Source organism: Brotonthovivens ammoniilytica (assembly GCF_025566885.1).
Taxonomy (GTDB): domain Bacteria; phylum Bacillota; class Clostridia; order Lachnospirales; family Lachnospiraceae; genus Brotonthovivens; species Brotonthovivens ammoniilytica.
The window spans coordinates 201,524-219,059 of sequence record NZ_JAOQJQ010000005.1 but is presented as its reverse complement, the minus strand read 5'-3'; the positions used below and the strand labels follow the sequence as shown (position 1 = coordinate 219,059).

General features: G+C 38.6%; 17 protein-coding genes. 15 read left to right on the top strand and 2 right to left on the bottom strand.

The annotated features are described in order from the left end of the window. The first annotated feature begins 84 nt into the window (after nucleotides 1–84). Nucleotides 85–681 carry a class I SAM-dependent methyltransferase gene (locus tag OCV88_RS12685; RefSeq protein WP_158425808.1) on the top strand — a complete coding sequence of 199 codons (597 nt, stop codon included), beginning with the start codon at nucleotides 85–87 and terminating at the stop codon, nucleotides 679–681. Next, nucleotides 651–3,182, top strand: a complete 2,532-nt coding sequence (locus OCV88_RS12680) for a DEAD/DEAH box helicase family protein (RefSeq protein ID WP_158425807.1) — start codon at nucleotides 651–653, stop codon at nucleotides 3,180–3,182. Before OCV88_RS12685 ends, OCV88_RS12680 begins: the two co-directional genes overlap by 31 nt. A 160-nt stretch (nucleotides 3,183–3,342) precedes the next feature. On the opposite strand, the gene OCV88_RS12675 is transcribed toward OCV88_RS12680, so the two are convergent. Continuing rightward, complete coding sequence (locus OCV88_RS12675; protein ID WP_158425806.1) at nucleotides 3,343–3,726, bottom strand: hypothetical protein; 384 nt, start codon at nucleotides 3,724–3,726, stop codon at nucleotides 3,343–3,345. 229 nt (nucleotides 3,727–3,955) lie between these two features. Here OCV88_RS12675 and OCV88_RS16170 point away from each other — a divergent pair, with 229 nt between their 5' ends. From OCV88_RS16170 to OCV88_RS12635, 11 genes are all read left to right on the top strand, one after another. After that, nucleotides 3,956–4,168, top strand: a complete 213-nt coding sequence (locus OCV88_RS16170; protein ID WP_416795190.1) for a DUF1016 N-terminal domain-containing protein — start codon at nucleotides 3,956–3,958, stop codon at nucleotides 4,166–4,168. A gap of 360 nt (nucleotides 4,169–4,528) precedes the next feature. Next, a complete protein-coding gene (locus OCV88_RS12670) occupies nucleotides 4,529–4,792 on the top strand; it encodes a hypothetical protein (RefSeq protein ID WP_262591270.1) in 264 nt (87 codons plus the stop codon). Nucleotides 4,793–4,941: 149 nt separating this feature from the next. Next, nucleotides 4,942–5,433: a type I restriction-modification enzyme R subunit C-terminal domain-containing protein gene (locus OCV88_RS12665; protein ID WP_262591269.1), complete on the top strand. Its 492-nt coding sequence runs from the start codon at nucleotides 4,942–4,944 to the stop codon at nucleotides 5,431–5,433. Between the two features lie 147 nt (nucleotides 5,434–5,580). Next, nucleotides 5,581–6,903 carry a DUF262 domain-containing protein gene (locus tag OCV88_RS12660; RefSeq protein WP_262591268.1) on the top strand — a complete coding sequence of 441 codons (1,323 nt, stop codon included), beginning with the start codon at nucleotides 5,581–5,583 and terminating at the stop codon, nucleotides 6,901–6,903. After that, nucleotides 6,893–7,381: a HEPN domain-containing protein gene (locus tag OCV88_RS12655; RefSeq protein ID WP_158425805.1), complete on the top strand. Its 489-nt coding sequence runs from the start codon at nucleotides 6,893–6,895 to the stop codon at nucleotides 7,379–7,381. The genes OCV88_RS12660 and OCV88_RS12655 overlap by 11 nt, the downstream gene beginning before the upstream one ends. 451 nt (nucleotides 7,382–7,832) lie before the next feature. Next, nucleotides 7,833–7,985, top strand: a complete 153-nt coding sequence (locus tag OCV88_RS16165; protein ID WP_416795191.1) for a hypothetical protein — start codon at nucleotides 7,833–7,835, stop codon at nucleotides 7,983–7,985. Beyond that, a complete protein-coding gene (locus OCV88_RS16160; protein ID WP_416795189.1) occupies nucleotides 7,951–8,127 on the top strand; it encodes an N-6 DNA methylase in 177 nt (58 codons plus the stop codon). The genes OCV88_RS16165 and OCV88_RS16160 overlap by 35 nt, the downstream gene beginning before the upstream one ends. A 125-nt stretch (nucleotides 8,128–8,252) precedes the next feature. After that, nucleotides 8,253–8,600 carry a tyrosine-type recombinase/integrase gene (locus OCV88_RS16035; protein WP_330671962.1) on the top strand — a complete coding sequence of 116 codons (348 nt, stop codon included), beginning with the start codon at nucleotides 8,253–8,255 and terminating at the stop codon, nucleotides 8,598–8,600. 212 nt (nucleotides 8,601–8,812) lie between these two features. Beyond that, entirely contained in the window at nucleotides 8,813–9,274 is a 462-nt protein-coding gene (locus OCV88_RS12645; RefSeq protein WP_158425804.1) for a low molecular weight protein-tyrosine-phosphatase, read from the top strand. A gap of 1 nt (nucleotide 9,275) precedes the next feature. After that, a complete protein-coding gene (locus tag OCV88_RS12640; RefSeq protein WP_158425803.1) occupies nucleotides 9,276–10,847 on the top strand; it encodes a response regulator transcription factor in 1,572 nt (523 codons plus the stop codon). Nucleotides 10,848–11,027: 180 nt separating this feature from the next. Continuing rightward, complete coding sequence (locus OCV88_RS12635) at nucleotides 11,028–12,533, top strand: aminotransferase class I/II-fold pyridoxal phosphate-dependent enzyme (protein WP_158425802.1); 1,506 nt, start codon at nucleotides 11,028–11,030, stop codon at nucleotides 12,531–12,533. Between the two features lie 35 nt (nucleotides 12,534–12,568). Here OCV88_RS12635 and OCV88_RS12630 read toward each other — a convergent pair whose 3' ends face one another. Further along, nucleotides 12,569–14,401, bottom strand: coding sequence for a cache domain-containing sensor histidine kinase (locus tag OCV88_RS12630; RefSeq protein ID WP_158425801.1), 1,833 nt, complete (start codon nucleotides 14,399–14,401; stop codon nucleotides 12,569–12,571). A gap of 64 nt (nucleotides 14,402–14,465) precedes the next feature. Here OCV88_RS12630 and OCV88_RS12625 point away from each other — a divergent pair, with 64 nt between their 5' ends. Then, nucleotides 14,466–15,902, top strand: coding sequence for an ABC transporter substrate-binding protein (locus OCV88_RS12625; protein WP_262591267.1), 1,437 nt, complete (start codon nucleotides 14,466–14,468; stop codon nucleotides 15,900–15,902). 98 nt (nucleotides 15,903–16,000) lie between these two features. Then, nucleotides 16,001–17,422, top strand: a complete 1,422-nt coding sequence (locus OCV88_RS12620) for an MFS transporter (protein WP_158425799.1) — start codon at nucleotides 16,001–16,003, stop codon at nucleotides 17,420–17,422. Nucleotides 17,423–17,536: the final 114 nt, after the last annotated feature.

Genomic DNA, 17,536 nt, shown 5'->3' with positions numbered 1-17,536 from the left:
CATAATCGGTGGTGGAATTAAAACAAAAAATTACTTTAAATTACAGATGAAATGACAAAAAATAAAATGGCTTAGGTGCGGAAAATGACTGAACTAGATAAAACAATAAGATATTACAACGAAAATGCAAAAGCTTTTGTAAGGGGAACTGCAGAAGTTGAATTTGAAGATATGCAGAGGCATTTCACAGATCAGCTGCAGAATAATGCTTTAATACTGGATTTCGGCTGCGGTTCTGGCCGTGACACGAAATATTTCCTGGAACATGGATATAAGGTGACGGCAATAGATGGCTCTGAAGAATTGTGCCGGCTGGCCAGCGAATATACAGGTATTGAAGTAAAGCAGATGTTGTTTCAAGAACTGAATGACGTAAATTTTTATGATGGTATCTGGGCATGTTCCTCTATCCTGCACTTGAAAAAAACGGAATTAGAGCAAGTTTTGAATAAGATGAAACAAGCACTAAAAAATAATGGAATCATTTACACATCATTTAAGTATGGAACTTTTGAAGGTGAAAGAAACGGACGTCATTTTACTGATATGACGGAAGAAGCTTTTGAAAATATGTTAAAGGGTGTTGATGGTTTAGCAGTTGAAGAAAAATGGATTACAACAGATGTACGTCCGGGACGAGGTGAAGAACGATGGCTCAACTTGATTTTGAGGAAAATATAAGTGATGACGAATGTAATGAGGAAGTTTCTTTGAATCCTATTACAATAGAAACAACTGATGTAATGACCGGGGATAGAAATCAAAGCCGATTTTTATATTATCAATTAAAAAAGAGTATGATGCAGGCGAAGCAAATAGATATTATTGTTTCATTCTTGATGGAATCTGGTGTTCGCATGATTTTAAAAGATTTAAAATCTGCATTAGATAGAGGAGTTGGAATCAGAATTCTTACCGGGAACTATTTGGGAATTACGCAGCCGTCTGCATTATATCTGATAAAAAAGGAATTGGGAAATGGAGTTGATTTACGATTTTACAGCGATAAGTCAAGATCGTTTCATCCAAAGTCATACATATTTCATTATGAAAATATGAATGAAATTTATATTGGTTCCTCTAATGTATCAAGAAGTGCGTTGACATCGGGAATTGAGTGGAATTATCGATTTAGCAGTGTGATAGATAAAAAGAATTTTGATTTGTTCTATGATACGTTTGAAGATTTATTTTATCATCATTCGATTGTAATTGACGATGAAGAATTGAGCAGATATTCAAAGAATTGGCATAAACCGGCAGTATCTAAAGACTTGACAAGGTATGATGATACAGAAGAAAGTCTGGATACTAAAGTTGAAGTTCTGTTTCAGCCACGTGGAGCACAAATTGAAGCTTTATATGCTTTACAGGACAGTCGGAATGAAGGAGCAGTAAAAGGATTAGTGCAAGCGGCAACGGGGGTAGGTAAAACCTATTTGGCTGCTTTTGATTCTGCAGATTATGAAAAAGTGCTTTTTGTTGCACATCGGGAGGAAATATTAAAACAGGCAGCAGTATCTTTTAAAAATGTACGTCATTCTGATGATTATGGCTTTTTTGACGGAAAGCAAAAGGATATAGATAAATCCGTTATATTTGCATCGGTGGCAACATTGGGTAGAAGTGAATATCTGACAGATAAATATTTTTCTGCAGATTATTTTGATTATGTTGTAATTGATGAGTTTCACCATGCGGTAAATGAACAGTATAAACGTATTGCCAGTTATTTTAAACCAAAGTTTATGCTTGGACTTACTGCGACACCGGAGCGAATGGATGGAAAAAATATTTATGAGCTTTGTGATTACAATGTACCCTATGAAATTTCGCTGCGGGAAGCCATAAATAAAGGCATGCTGGTACCATTTCATTATTACGGAATATATGATGAAACGGATTATTCAGGCTTGCATTTAGTAAAAGGCAGTTATGATAAGAATGAACTGACAGATATTTATACCAAAGGAAAATATAGTACGAATCGTTACGAACTGGTTTATAAATATTATCGGAAATATCGTTCCCAAAGGGCATTGGGGTTTTGCTGTTCCAGGCGGCATGCAGAAGAAATGGCTAAAGATTTTTGCAAAAGGGGCATACCTGCAGTGGCAGTTTACAGTAACGCGGACGGAGAATACTCCGGGAATAGAGATGCTGCAATTAAGAAGCTGATTGCAAAAGAAATTAAGGTCATTTTCTCAGTGGATATGTTTAATGAAGGATTGGATATTGCTTCCTTAGATATGGTAATGTTTTTGCGTCCCACGGAATCACCGATTGTATTTTTGCAGCAGTTAGGCAGAGGTCTGCGCACGTATAAAGATAAAGAATATTTGAATGTACTTGATTTTATTGGAAATTATGAGAAGGCTGGAAAAACATCATTCTTGTTAAATGGCGGAAAAGCAGAAGGACAGAAAATTTATGAATATAGTGAAATAGATTATCCAGATGATTGTATTGTGGATTTTGATATGCGTTTGATTGATTTGTTTAAGAAACTAGAACAAAAATCATTATCTGTGAAGGAATACATTAATCGGGAATATTATCGGGTTAAAGAAGTTATGGATGGCAAAGTTCCTACAAGAATGGAATTATTTACATTAATGGAAGATGATATTTACCAGTATTGTTTAAAGCATTCTAAAGAGAATCCATTCCGCAGGTATTTGGAATATTTATATGAACTGGGAGAATTATCTGATGATGAACAGCTGCTATATTCTGGAACAGGAAGAGAATTTCTTGGTGTGATAGAAACAACTGATATGCAGAAAGTATATAAAATGCCAATTTTGTACAGCTTTTATAATCACGGAAGAATCAGATTAGAAGTAACAGATCATGAGGTGTTGGAGAGTTGGAAAGAATTTTTTAATACAGGCGTAAATTGGAAAGACTTTTCGGCGGATATCTCATATAAGGATTATCAGCATATGACGGATAAACAGCATTTAAGTAAGGCTAAAACTATGCCGATAAAATTTTTAAAAGCCTCTGGAAAAGGATTCTTCATTGAAAAAGAGGGCTGTGCATTGGCTATTAGAGAAGAATTGAAAGATGTTATTGACAATGTGGCTTTTCGAAACCATATGAAAGATATTTTAGAATATCGGACAATGGAATACTATAGGCGGAGGTATTTGGAAAAGGATATAGATAACTTACACTAGATTAAGGAGAGAAAAACAGGTCATTATTCAGAATAGTTTCTGATTTGACATAAATCATCATATTTTTGGTGTACTTTAATAAGTCCTTAAAGAAACTATAACAATGGAATATTTTTTCAGGCAATTAAAGGTTTTAGACTTCAGATGTATGGTGGACACTTCATGCTGTTGGCGACAATGACAGTATACTGGCCTGCAATACCGGCAATAAAAACATCCACTTTTGTGGTTGTGTGGTTACAGGATTTGCATCCGGGACTTTAGAAAAACCACAGAAATCCCTAAGTTCTCTGCAAAGGTACAAAATCAGGATAAGCAGAGAATCTATAGGAATGGAAAAGATTTTTTGCAGGGCTGAAAGGAAAACGGTAAGGGAATAATCTCTTTTGAGGCCGAGGTGCTGATAAAAGGTTTGCGGAATAAAAAAGGAAATATCAAAATGCTGCTCCAGAAGTTGAAAAAAGGAAGGGACATCATCCATAAACATGTCCTGGTAGTCTGAAAAAGTATTTTTAAGTGAAAGCTGATGATAATTATTAGACATAAATTTCTTCTCCTCTCGTGTGTGGAATGTTTGTATGGTTACTTATATTTTACCATGAGTAGAGAGAAACTTTATATATAAACAACAAGAAAACCCAGTAAAATCAATGGTTTCATGGCAGATAAAGGTTTTACTACACCATTTTTGAAAGAGCTTTGATATGACAGGAAAAGTAAGTTAAAATATAATTATTATGGGAAATTGAGGTGACACGACGTAAAATCATTTGATGCCATATCAATCAGTTATTACAGAAATTAAAAGTATTATTTCTTCTGGACAAGAAGCAGCCTATAGCGCTGCTGGTAAAGCAATGCTGCTTACCTATTGGAATATCGGAAAACGAATTGTAGAGCAGGAATTGGACGGTAGTGAACGTGCAGTGTATGGTAGAAATCTGCAATGTTATATCAAATTTTATCGGTGTTTTCCTGATGAGTAAATTATGAACGCATGCGTTTACAATCTTAACTGGACACATATTGCTTATGAGAGATTTAATAGATATTTTGCATGTTCTCCGTAAAGTGAGAAATAAAGCGGTTCATGAAAATTATTTAAAGGAATCAGAATGTCCTACATTCTTAGTGATGGCATATAGTTTGTTAGAATGGTTTATGCAGACATAGGGTGACTGGAATTATCAGCATCAAAATTTTGTTATGCCTGTAAAAGAATCTTCTGCTTCGGTATATATAGTTCTTGATACAGAAAAAGAAGAAGTTTTAATAAAGACGGTAATTGAACAGGTGGAAAAGCTGGAGTTATAGATAAGAAAGTACGTATTAAACAAGTAACTAAGATGGCAAGACAGCGTCAGAAATCAGAGGCTGAAACTCGTTGCATGATTGATGAGCAATTATATCAGGTGGGATGGGAAGCCAATACTCAAGAAATCAGATATTTCGAAGGTGTTAGGCCTGATAAAGGACGTAATCTTGCGATTGCAGAGTGGTCTGCTACTTCTACGGTAAGCAAAAAAGGTTATGTGTACTATGCTTTGTTTGTTGGAAATAAGATGGTTAGTATTATTGAATCCAAAGCTGAACATAAAGATATTCATTAGTATGACTTATGGAATGGATCCGATCCAACGCGGTTTATTATTGAAATTGAAAAATATAATCCGGAAGATGCGAAAAAAAAAGCTGTTAGCTTATGGAGACATGTTCGAATATATAATAGGAAACAAAATCGAATGGAAATAATGTAGTTGTGATTTCTGATAAAGAAGATACACTTATAGAATGTAGTAGAGGGTATGGAGAAGCCGAAAAACCGGAAGATTATCTGGATGCTTTTTCTGAATACATCAGAACTCATATGAATGAAATTGTAGCGTTAAATATTGCTTATACAAGACCTAAAGATTTGACAAGAGATGCATTGAAAACATTGCGATTGACTCTTGATCGTGAATATCTTACAACACAACAATTGAATACGGCTATTACAGAATTGACAAATGAGGAAATAGTTGCTGATATTATCAGTTTGATTTGTAGATACGCTATTGGTTCTGCTTTGCTTAGTCATGAAGCACGCATCTGCAGAGCTGTTGATAAACTGAAAAAAGCATATAATTTCTCAAAACAGGAACTAAGCTGGATTGGACGTATGGAAAAATATCTTATGGAAGAATCTGTGCTGAATGTTCAGGTTTTTGATGGAGATGGTCGCTTTAAGAGTAACGGAGGCTTCGCCTAAATCAATAAAGTGTTCCTGAGCAAATGGGAAAGTATTGTTTTAGAATTAAATGAGTATCTGTATGATGATAGAGGTAGGGGAGCGTAATTGAATATAAGTTCAACAGATGAGTATATTATTTAGTAATAACACATTGGGAGGTTAAATATGTATTCGTTTGTTGATGTGAAGCGTTTTGGTCCTACAGATATTACTGTTTATTATGAGGTATTCTTGGTCAAAGGAATTGAAGGATACGAATGTGTCTATGGTAGAATTATCAATGATTTCCTAAAAACTCAATATACAAGAGTTATATTTGGAGATGACCATTATGAAAATATCAAGATTTTAAAGGAGAGATACAAAAGTATGAAAGATAATAATATAATTGAACAGATCAAAAATGAACAAAATGATGACTATTCTGATGATTCATTATTCAATATTTCTTCTTGGGGAGCAGATTTGTCGTTTAGAGAGATTGTTTCGATGTACGAAGAAGATGAACTTGTAAAACCAGAATTACAGAGAAAGTATGTTTGGGATAAAGTTGAGGCTAGTCGATTTATTGAGTCTATTTTAATGGGTTTACCTGTTCCAAGCGTTTTCTTTGCACAATCAGGAAGCCAAAAACTTATTGTTGATGGATATCAAAGAATAATGACCGTATACGATTATGTAAGAGGTATTTTTTCAACGGATGGAAAGATTTTTCGTCTTTCCAATTCGGAGAGAATTAATTTAAGATGGAGAAATAAGGCTTTTTCAGAGTTGTCGGTAGAAGAACAAAGAAAAATTAGAAGTACTACTATACATGCTATTATATTTGAACAGAAAAGACCGGAAAATGATGATACAAGTTTATATCAAATCTTTGAAAGAATAAATACAAGCGGAAGAACACTGACACCACAAGAGATAAGAAATTGTGTATATCAAGGAACGTTTAATTCGTTATTATTTGAACTAAATGAAGACCAAAAATGGAGAGAATTGTTTGGAAGTGTAAAGTCTGACATAAGGATGAGGGATATCGAATGTATTTTAAGATTTTTTGTAATGAAATCTAAAATTGTTAAAGACAATGTTTCTAAACAGATATCTTTGAAAAAGGTTTTGAATGAATTTATGGGTGAGTTTGTAAATGCACCGGAGAAAATAATTGATGAATTTCGTAGTGAATTTATAAATACAATGCATCGCATATACGATTGTTTAGGAAAGAATGCTTTCCGAAATTACTCTAAAGATAAATATACAAAGAAGTTTCATCCAGCAATTTTCGATGCTATTTCCGTTGCTGTTTATTCTGAAATCAAAAGTGGTAACTTTTCTTTGGAAATGAAATCAGAAAACCATATCAAATTGCTTGAAAATGAAGAGTTTAAAATAGTCTGTAGTATTCGAACAACAGATATTGAAAATATTAAAAGGCGTGTGAATTTGGCAAAAGAAATTTTGATCGATGGTGATGGAAATGAAAGTTGAATTAAAGGATTTGATAAATGAATGTACTACAGAATTGACAGACATTTCCGCCAAAATAAATACATTGCCTCCTTTAGATAAATTAAGGGCATATTTAACAAAATATGCCTTAATAAAATCATGTGGAACAATAGAATTTGTATATAGATCTCTTGTGGCAGACTTTTTTGATCAAAGTGATTTAACACAAGTTCCTACATATATCGAGAAGACAGTTAGAAATGGCTCAATGAGTGCTACTTATGATAATATGAGTGGATTATTAGGCAAATTTGATGATAATTGGAAAAGAGATTTTAAAAATGCTGTAGCGCAGCACCCAAATAGTAAAAGAATAAGAAGTTCAGCTAATTCATTAGTAAATAATAGGCATCAATTTGCTCATGGGAAAACGCCAACCGCTACATTTAAGGATATTCAACAATATTATACAGATGCATTAGAATTAATTGTAATAATGGATTCTGTAGTACGATAGAAAGGAATAACAATGACAACACAAGAAATTGTTTCTAAACTTTAGAATCTCTGTAATGTGTTAAGAGACGATGGTATTATATATCGCCAATATGTAACCGAATTAACTTATATTTTATTTTGAAAATGGCAAAGGAAACTGGTGCAGAAAACCAGATTCTGGAAACATACCGTTGGGATCAGCTTATGGCAAGAAGTGGAATTGAAAAATCTATAAGGAATTACTCGCTCACCTTGCAAAAATTGTACTGGACGTGTACGTGAAGTTTATCAGGGGGCGGCTACAAATATAGATGAGACGAAAAACTTAGAAAAAATAATCATAACGATTGACGGGCTGGACTGGTTCTACGCTCGTGAAGAAGGTTTAGGAAATCTTTACGAAGGATTGCTGGAAAAGAATGTGAGTGAGAAAAAACGGTGCGGGTCAGCATTTTACACCTCGTGTATTGATGGTTGTTATGACCAAGCTTATAAAACCTCAGCCGGGCGAACGCTGTAATGCCCCTACTTGTGGTACATTTGGCTTTATGATTTCTGCAGGCCAGTATTCGCTCGTAGACAGACCAATTGTTCGTTTTAGATGCAGATTTGGAAAAATTTGAGAGAGAAGAAACCTTTACTGGATGCGAGCTGGTACATGATACGCATCGTTTGGCATTGATGAACACAATGCGTCATGATATTGATAGTAAAATTACTTTTGGGGATACTTTGTCCAGTGTAGGTATGTTAATGAAAGGTTAGGATGTAGTATTGACTAATCCATCTTTTGGTACAAAAAAGGAGGCGAGCATGCTACTAGTGATGACTTTACATTTCCTACAAGTAATAAGCAATTGAACTTTCTTATGCCTAAAGTGTACCAGAGCTTGTTAAACATTCTTGCAAACTGCAGAAAAGTGAAAACGGAAATGATTGTGGATGGGTATAGCAATTTCATTCTGATTGATAAAGACGAGCATCCAAGGGTTGCGCTGCATATAGACCAGCCTTTACTGAACACCAATCCTCACGTTTTCCGACATACGTTCTGCACGAATATGGCGAATGCCGGTATGGATGTGAAAACACTGCAATATCTGATGGGACATTTAGATGTGGGAGTTACACTGAACATTTATACCCATGCAAGCTATGACCGAGCCGCCGAGCAGATGGCGAAAATCATAGACTTCAAGCAGGTTGACAAGCCGGAGCAGAGGAGAAAATCAGGTTGATTGTACACCAGTTTACTGCATCACTTACTACACCATTTGCCCGGTAATTTACGCAGATTTATGTAGATATGCGTAGAGAGGAGCAAAAACAAAAAATTAAGAAAACGCCAGAAAGCCAGTAATTACAGGCATTTGAAGGCTTATGAAATACCCTTCGGGTATCCCTGATGCGCTTAAAAGTAGCGCAAATATAAGGAAAGGATAGATTCAAGATGATAAAAATCTTATTCATCTGCCACGGCAACATCTGCCGTTCCCCCATGGCAGAATTCGTTATGAAAGACCTGGTGGAAAAATCCGGTCTTTCCCACTGTTTTGAGATTGCTTCTGCGGCTACCAGCCGGGAAGAGATCGGAAACCCTGTTCATTATGGGACAAGGAACAAACTGAAGGAGTTTGGCATTTCTACAGAGGGAAAGTATGCCAGACAGATGACTGCCGGGGATTACAGGTATTATGACTATCTGGTGGGCATGGAACAGCAGAACATCCGGAATATGAAACGAATTGCAGGGGATGATCCTGCGGGAAAGATGGTACGGCTTTTGGATTTTTCAGACCGGCCCAGAGATATTGCAGATCCCTGGTATACAGGTGATTTTGATATTACTTATGATGATATTAAAGAGGGGTGTGAAGCCTTTTTGAAGCATATAGAGAAAGCGTGTAAGTAGTATGTATTCAATGATTTTGCTGGATGATGAAAAAATTGTTCTGCAGGGAATCCAGAAAGTGTTCCATATGGAGGATTATGGTTTTGAGATCACCGGAGTTTTCAGCAGTCCAATGAAAGCTTTAGAGGAACTGCCGGATCTGAAACCGAATCTGATAATTACAGATGTGAAGATGCCGCAGATGGATGGTCTTGAATTTTCAGCGAAAGTAAAAGAGATTCTTCCGGAAACGGAAATTGTTATATTGTCGGGATATGATGAGTTTTCCAATGCGCAGCATGCTTTAAAGCTAGGGGTTAGTGATTATCTGCTGAAGCCTATAAAAAAGGCTGATTTTGTGGCAATGCTGGAGCGGATGCATGACAGAATTGAAGAAAAACTGGGACAGGCTGCTTATTTTGAGTCCCTGCAGGAGTATGCCAGCAGCAATGTAAGGGAGTTAAAAAATCATTTCTTTCTGGAACTGGCTGAACGAAACAGTTTTGATGATCGCTATATCCGAACGTTTTGTGAGAAAATGGATTTGAACCTGCCGGACCAAAACTTTGTCCTGGTAAAATTTGTGATTCAGGATATGCAGCGTGACTGGGATTATATGTCGGCGGTTGGGCGGCTGGTAGAAGAGTTTGAAGTTTTGGTGGAAGACTTTGGAGAGACAGAAATGTTTGTGTCCGATGAGGAAATTTATTTCCTGATCTATGGGGCGGAATGCGGGATTCTGCGGGATGAGATTGTTCAGACCACAGAAGCATTTACAGAGGGGCTTGTTCAGAAGAAGCTGTATCTGGCGGCAGGTATCAGCAGGGCAGCTCATGGGCTGAGTCATCTGCTGGTGGCAAGAAATGAATGTGATGATCAGATCCTGGTAACACAGTCCGGTGATCAGAAGCATGAACCGGGCAGTATTTTATTGTCTGATGGGGATATAACCATACCATATCAGGATATCGAAGCATTGTTTACCGGGATTTCTGTCAACAGTGCGGAACAGATGCGTGACAGCATTGAGCGGATTTATCAGCAGCCGGCACATATACTGTATAAGGATTTTTCCTGCAGTCTGACGTTTATGATTGTACTGCGCTTAAGTCATCTGCTGAACTGTTATGACCAGAATCAGGATTTGATTCCCAGAGAACTGCTTGATATGAAAGTTCTGAGACGGGAGTATCCCGGAATTGTACAGCAAAAAGAGCTTGTGGCAAATACAGCATTTGTACTGGCAGATTTGATTGCAAAGAAAGAGGTTGCATCTCCAAAAAAGATTGTGCGGGATGCGTTAAATTTTATCCGGGAGCATTACAATGAAAATATTACGCTGACGGATGTGGCAGAGCATATCAGTATCAGCAAGAATTATCTCTGCGATATTTTTAAAAAGGAGCTGAATGTTACATTTATTAATTATGTTATGAATCTGAGGATTGAAAAGGCCAAAGAGCTTTTGACATCTACAGATATGAAAATGTATGAGATTTCCGCTACAGTGGGTTATAACGATTATGCGTATTTTTCCCAGATATTTAAGCGACATACGGGAACCACGCTGTCAGCATATAGAAGAAAACATTAAATAATTAAATATTAAACATTAAATATGAAATTCTGCCGGAAGTAGTTTAAAAACCGGCAGAATTTTTTTAGTAATGCCAGCGAAAAAAAGTTCAATATATTGAATTTTTTGAACAAAAGCGTTGAACTAAAATTGAACTTCTGCTATAATTGGAAAAAATGAAGAAAGAAGATGAGTGTTATGGCGTCAGTGGCTGAGCGTTTAAAGGAAATAATGCAAAAGCGGGGCTTAAAACAGGTAGATGTTATCAGAATGGCTGAACCCATTGGAGAAATATATGGAATACGAATTGGAAAGAGCCATATCAGTCAATATTTAAGCGGAAAAACAATACCAAGAACAGATGTATTAAAAGTGCTGGCAGAGACACTAGGTGTCAGTCAGCTGTGGCTCCAGGGCGAAGATGTTTTGGAGCAGGAAGAAAACAGGAAAAAAGTATCCGGAAAGCAGGAAACAGGAGAGATGGGAATGAGAGTTTATAAAAAGTCATCAAAGCTTAATGATGTGTTATACGATGTGCGGGGACCGGTTGTAGATGAGGCCAGGAGAATGGAAGAGCAGGGGATGCAGATTTTAAAGCTGAATATCGGCAACCCGGCTCCCTTTGGTTTTCGGACACCGGAGGAAGTGATTTATGATATGCGCCGGCAGCTGGCTGACTGCGAGGGGTATTCAGATTCTAAAGGACTTTTTTCTGCAAGAAAAGCAATTATGCAGTACTATCAGCAGAAGCATCTTCCCAATGTAAATATTGAAGATGTTTATACAGGAAACGGAGTCAGTGAACTGATAAACTTATGTATGCAGGCGTTGTTGAATGATGGAGATGAGATTTTAATTCCATCCCCGGATTATCCGCTGTGGACGGCTACCGCTACACTGGCAGGGGGGAAGGCAGTTCATTATATTTGTGATGAAAAAGCAGACTGGTATCCGGACCTTGATGATATTCGAAAGAAAATTACGGACAGAACCAAAGCCATTGTAATTATTAATCCCAACAATCCAACAGGAGCTCTATATCCCAGAGAAATCCTGGAAGAGATTGTTACTGTGGCAAGAGAACACCAGCTGATTATTTTTTCAGATGAAATTTATGACAGACTGGTTATGGACGGCGAAGAGCATATTTCTATTGCATCCTTAGCACCGGATCTGTTTTGTGTTACTTTCAGCGGGCTGTCAAAGTCTCATATGATTGCCGGTTACCGGATTGGCTGGATGGCCCTCAGCGGTCCTAAGGAACATGCCGGAGATTATATAGAAGGCTTGAATATGCTGTCTAATATGCGGCTTTGTTCCAATGTGCCGGCTCAGTCAATTGTGCAGACTGCTCTTGGGGGACACCAGAGTGTCAACAGTTATGTGGTGCCAGGGGGAAGAGTTTATGAACAGCGGGAATTTGTTTACAATGCCCTGAATGATATTCCGGGAATCAGCGTGGTGAAGCCTAAAGCCGCTTTTTACGCCTTCCCGAAAATTGATACTAAAAAGTTCAATATAATCAATGATGAAAAGTTTGCCCTGGATTTTCTGAAAGAGAAAAAAGTTTTAATTGTACACGGCGGCGGCTTTAACTGGAAAGAGCCGGATCATTTCAGAATCGTCTATCTGCCCAGAATAGAAGTCCTTTCAGAGGCAATGGAAAAGCTTTCGGGTTTTCTTCAGACTTACAGGCAGCAGTAGCCTTTGCCGCATCATGGTTTTTGTGTTATCTTTCATCAGCTGTCGGTGTGTTTTTGGGGCAGAAGTATTTCACAGATTGTGGTGTTCCTATGGATGCGGTAGCTTAAACCATATTGAATGCCGCATAGAATCCGGATTCTGCGGTGGATATTCTGTACGCCATATCCTTTTGGGTTGAAAGCCAGAAGCTCCATGTGTTCCGGATCAAATTCCAGCAGTTCGTTCATCTGATCAAGGTCGATGTTTGAGCCGTCATTTCGCACGCAAATGCTCAGGCCGGAAGCAGTGCGGGTGATGGAAATGTGAAGAGTCCCGCCTGCTTCCAGCAGATTGATGCCATGTTTTAAGGCATTTTCTACAATGGGCTGCAGGATGAATTTTGGAATATACAGATCCTGGGTATTGGGTTCAATATAAAATGAATAAGTAAGCCGTTCTGCATATCGGAATTTCTGCAGAACAAGATAACTTTTTACGTAGGCAGCTTCCTGTGAAATTTGAACATAGGAGCTGCCGCTTTTTGTAAGGCTTAAGCGGAAGGTATCAGACAATGCGGTTACCATTTCGCTGATTTCATCCTGTCCTTCGGCAAGGGCCATCCAGTTGATGGAATCCAGCGTATTGTACAGAAAATGCGGATTGATCTGGCTTTGCAAAAGCGCCAGTTCTGCATCCTTTTTTTCCAGATTTTTAATGTAAATCTCCTGAATCAGAGTATCCATACGTTTCACCATCTGCTGGTAGGACTGATAGATCTGTCCGATTTCATCCTGTCTTGCGTTGTACATATCCGCTGATATTTCAGTGATTTCCTTTTTTTCTTTTCCATGAAAGGAATCCATAATTTCAGATAGATAGATAATGGGCTTTGAGATGGCGGATGCTGTGTGGATAGAAAGAAAAATAAGGATCAGTAAAATGGCGGTAATCAGCAGCAAAAGCTGAATCGTAAAGATGGCGGCGCTGGTATTTACTTCTTGGTGAGGGGTTGCCATGCACAAAGTCCAGCCGTTTTCGGAAAGCGTCTGGGAGCCTGTTACAAATTTTCTGCCCTGATAGCGGACCACCTGCTGACTGTCTGAGGGGATATCGGACAGCAGTGCGGAGTAGTCATTTTGTGGAACATTTGTTAACAGTACTTCGCCGGAAGCGTTCAGAATCCAGAGGTTGGTAGTATCCCCGAACTGGCAGCTGTCCCAGATGTTTTTCAAATATGCATCATCCAGATAAATCATCAGATATCCAAGCCGGGTTGTGTAGTCTTTCAGACTGTAAATGGAACGGGCAAGCATCAGGTGCGGGGCGGCTGCATCACCGGATTCTGACATGGATGGTTTTTTAATTTCATCAGAAGCGGAATACCATTGATAGGGCTGTTTTTCCGCAGTCATTTCAGAGAACCACCATTTTTGACGAATAGATTGAAAATCAGAAAAATTGGTAAAAGCCCGTTCAGTGGAATATAAAGTTTTGTCATTTCCGGTTAAAACAACACAATCTATGAAATCACGGTTGGCGATAAAATTATTGATATAATAAGCGGCGGCACTGCTCTCCGGATACTGTTCACCCCGGGCAAAATCTAAAAGGAGCTGCTGGATTTCATTGTTAAAGATCATATCCCGAGAAAGGTTTTCTGTATTTTCAGTAATAAATATCAGATCATTTTCAATTTTTCCCATGGCTGTAGTCTGGGCCTTAAGGATTGTCTGCTCAGAACTTTTTGAGAGCACAAGAAAAGAACCGGTGCAGATAATAATGATCACCGGCACAGCAATTTTTAAAATAGATATCAGAAGCTGAGCTTTAAAAGTATGAGGAGCGGACAGATGTCCGGGGAATTGTTTCCTGTTTGTTGTCCATTTCATGTTGTTGCAAATCCTCCGTTTGTATCTTACAATACATTTGATTATTTGTAAAATGAGGACAGTGTTGATAAATTGGTTAACAGCAGACTGGAAAAGAAACGTGTTAAGACTAAGGGAGAATATGATGATATGCAGAACGAGTAAAAGAAAATGTGATGGTTGTGTATCTGGCGTTAGAAAGGCTGCTGCATATATACTGGCGGCAGTGCTATTGCTGATGTGTCTGTGGACAGAGGGCTGTTCAGGAAAAGCGGATGATTCGGGTTCTATTGCAGATAGCAGTAAGGAGACGGAAGCGAAAGCGTCTTTGGATGTTTGGATTTTTTTTGATGAAAATACACCGGGGACCTATTATGTAGATTTATGGGAAGAGCTGGGAGAGCAGATGAACTGCAGCATCAATTTGAAAACCTATTCTACGGAGCAGATTAAGGACAAGCTAAAAATTGCCCTGGCCTGCAGGGAACTGCCGGATATTTTTGCCGTATGGGGCGGAACCTACCCCGATTTTCTCTTTGATGCGGGGGCATGTCTTCCGGTACAGGAATATCTGAATGATTCCGGAATGGATTTTAAGGAATCTTATACGGTTCCCTATGAGGACGGAAATAACTACATTATCCCCTGTCTTGTGGAAGCCTATGCAGTCACATACTGTAACCGGCAATTAATGGATGAAATTGGAATCACAATGCCTGAGAACTGGAAGGAACTGCTGCAGACCGTGGAAAAAGTCCGTGAATATAATCAGGAGAACGGAACAGCATATTCAGCTTTTGAGCTTGGGGATAAGGACAGCTGGCTGGGGGAGCTTTTGTATACGGTTATGGTAAATCAGCTGGATCCATATGCCCAGGAGAAACTTTCGGCCGGCACCATGGAATTTTCTGATGGGGTATTTACAGAGGCTGCCCGAAAGCTTGTAAAACTCACAGAAGCAGGAGCGTTTCCTGATGACTTTCTGGAGACCGGGGAAGTGGAGGCCATTGAGAATTTCATAAACGGAGAGGCTGTATTTTTCCCTCACCAGTCAACGATTATGTATTATCTTATGGACACCATGGGAGAAGATGCTGTTTCCATGGAGGCATTTCCCTATTGTGGAGACGAAAAGAATGCGGACGCCGGGAACTACATGGTGGATATCAATCATACATTGACTCCAGGACTATGTATCAGTTCGGATACGGAGGATCCCAAGCTTGCAGCCAAGCTCTGTCTTACGTTTTCCAGACAGGTAAATGAAAGAAATGTTACGGAATACGGTTATCTGAATATTTTGAATCAGGATTATCTTAAGATGCCGGAACAGCTCCCGGGACCTGTGCAGCAGTTTCACCAGATGATTGACAATGCAGAACATTTCACCCCGCTGTGGTATGCGGTGCTGGAAAAAGAAGACGGTGATAACTGGCGCAATCTCACTAAGAAACTTCTTGGCAGAGACATAGATATCGACACATTTATGAAGGAATCGAAAAAATATTTAAATTTTTCATAAAATCCGTAAAAAAATAAATAAAATCGTAATTTTCTTATATATTTCTTAAAAAACCTCTTTGATAAAATAAAATTATCATAAAAAATGGAGGTTTTGGAATGAAAGGTAAAATAGTAATTGATCTTGAACCGGAAAATAAGGAAAATCATTCGGTGGTAAATTTCGGAAAAGCCGGATGGGGAATTATTTTTTATTGTATGGCGATGTTCTGGTTTTACGTTGGCTTTGTAAATGACGGATCCAATATTACTGCTCCGGCCATTGCCGAACGTCTTGGCGTTTTGTCGGGAACTGTTTTAAATTGTAACTCTATTGCCGGAGTTGTTGGTGTGCTTTTGTTTGTGCTGGTAGGACAGCTGAACCGGAAATGGGGAGCCAGAAAGACTTCTGCAGTCTGCATGGTTGTAGCTGCGGCCTGCTATATTGTAATCGGTAATGCTCCGAATTTAGCAGTTTATACAATTGCCATGTGCTTTGTTGCCGGAGGCATTATGTCGGCGGGATATATTGCCGGAGGAGCCCTGGTGGCGCAGTGGTTCCCCAAGAAAAAGGGAATTATCATGGGATATACCACAATGGGACACAATCTGGCTTCTGCCTTTTATGTGCCGATGATTACAGCTCTGGTAAATCAGCTTGGGGTCAGAATGGCAGTAGTAATCCCGGCAGTTGCAGTAATTGTGCTGGCAGTATTAGGTGCATTATTTATTCGTAACACACCTAGAGAGCGCGGAATGAATCCGGATAATGTTTCGGATGATGAATACGCTGCGGATTATGCGGACGCTCAGACAGATGAAAATGATGACGGCGGCTGGACCACAAAAAAATTGCTGACCAATGGTTCTTTGTGGCTGACTGCGATTACTACAGGATTTTTCCAGATCTGTTCTGTTGGAGTTATGAGCCAGCTGGTAGTTAGAAATCAGCAGCTTGGCTTTTCCCAGGCTCACGCAGTTGCAATTATGACAGTACTTGCCTGCATCGGTGTGTTTGGTTCTTTTATTATCGGTATGTTCGATGATAAATTTGGTACAAAGAGAACAATGATTTTCTTTGGTGTATGGTATATTGTGGCGCTGCTTTGCAATGTATCTGAAACTACATTCGGTGTATATATTTCTATTTTCATGATTGGTATGGCCATCGGAGGCTCTGCAAACTTTACAACTTCACTGCCGACATCCGTATTTGGCCGGCAGGGATTCAGCAAGGTAAACAGCGTTTTATTCCCCATTCAGGGATTGTTTACCTCTCTGTGTTTTGCTGTGAACGGTATTGTATTAAATATTACAGGAAGTCTGCGGTATGCTTATGTTGTATTTGCCTGTGTTGCAGGAGTAAATATCATTCTTGTGGCGCTGATTAATGAACATAAATATAATCAGGATTTCAAAAAGGAACAGGAAGTACGCGCCCGGACAGAAGCAAAAATAAGAGAAATAGAAAGACGTGTACGGGAAGAGCTTGAGAAAGAAGAGCGTGAAAAAGGAAGCTCTGCAAATGCAGAGATTTCATAATTTTTCAGGAGCTGTTTGAGGCATTTGCCATACATAAATAATAAATAAGCAATAAGTAAAACGCCAAACAGGCAGATAAATTGCCGGCGGCCCATAACAGGGCAGATCAAAAAA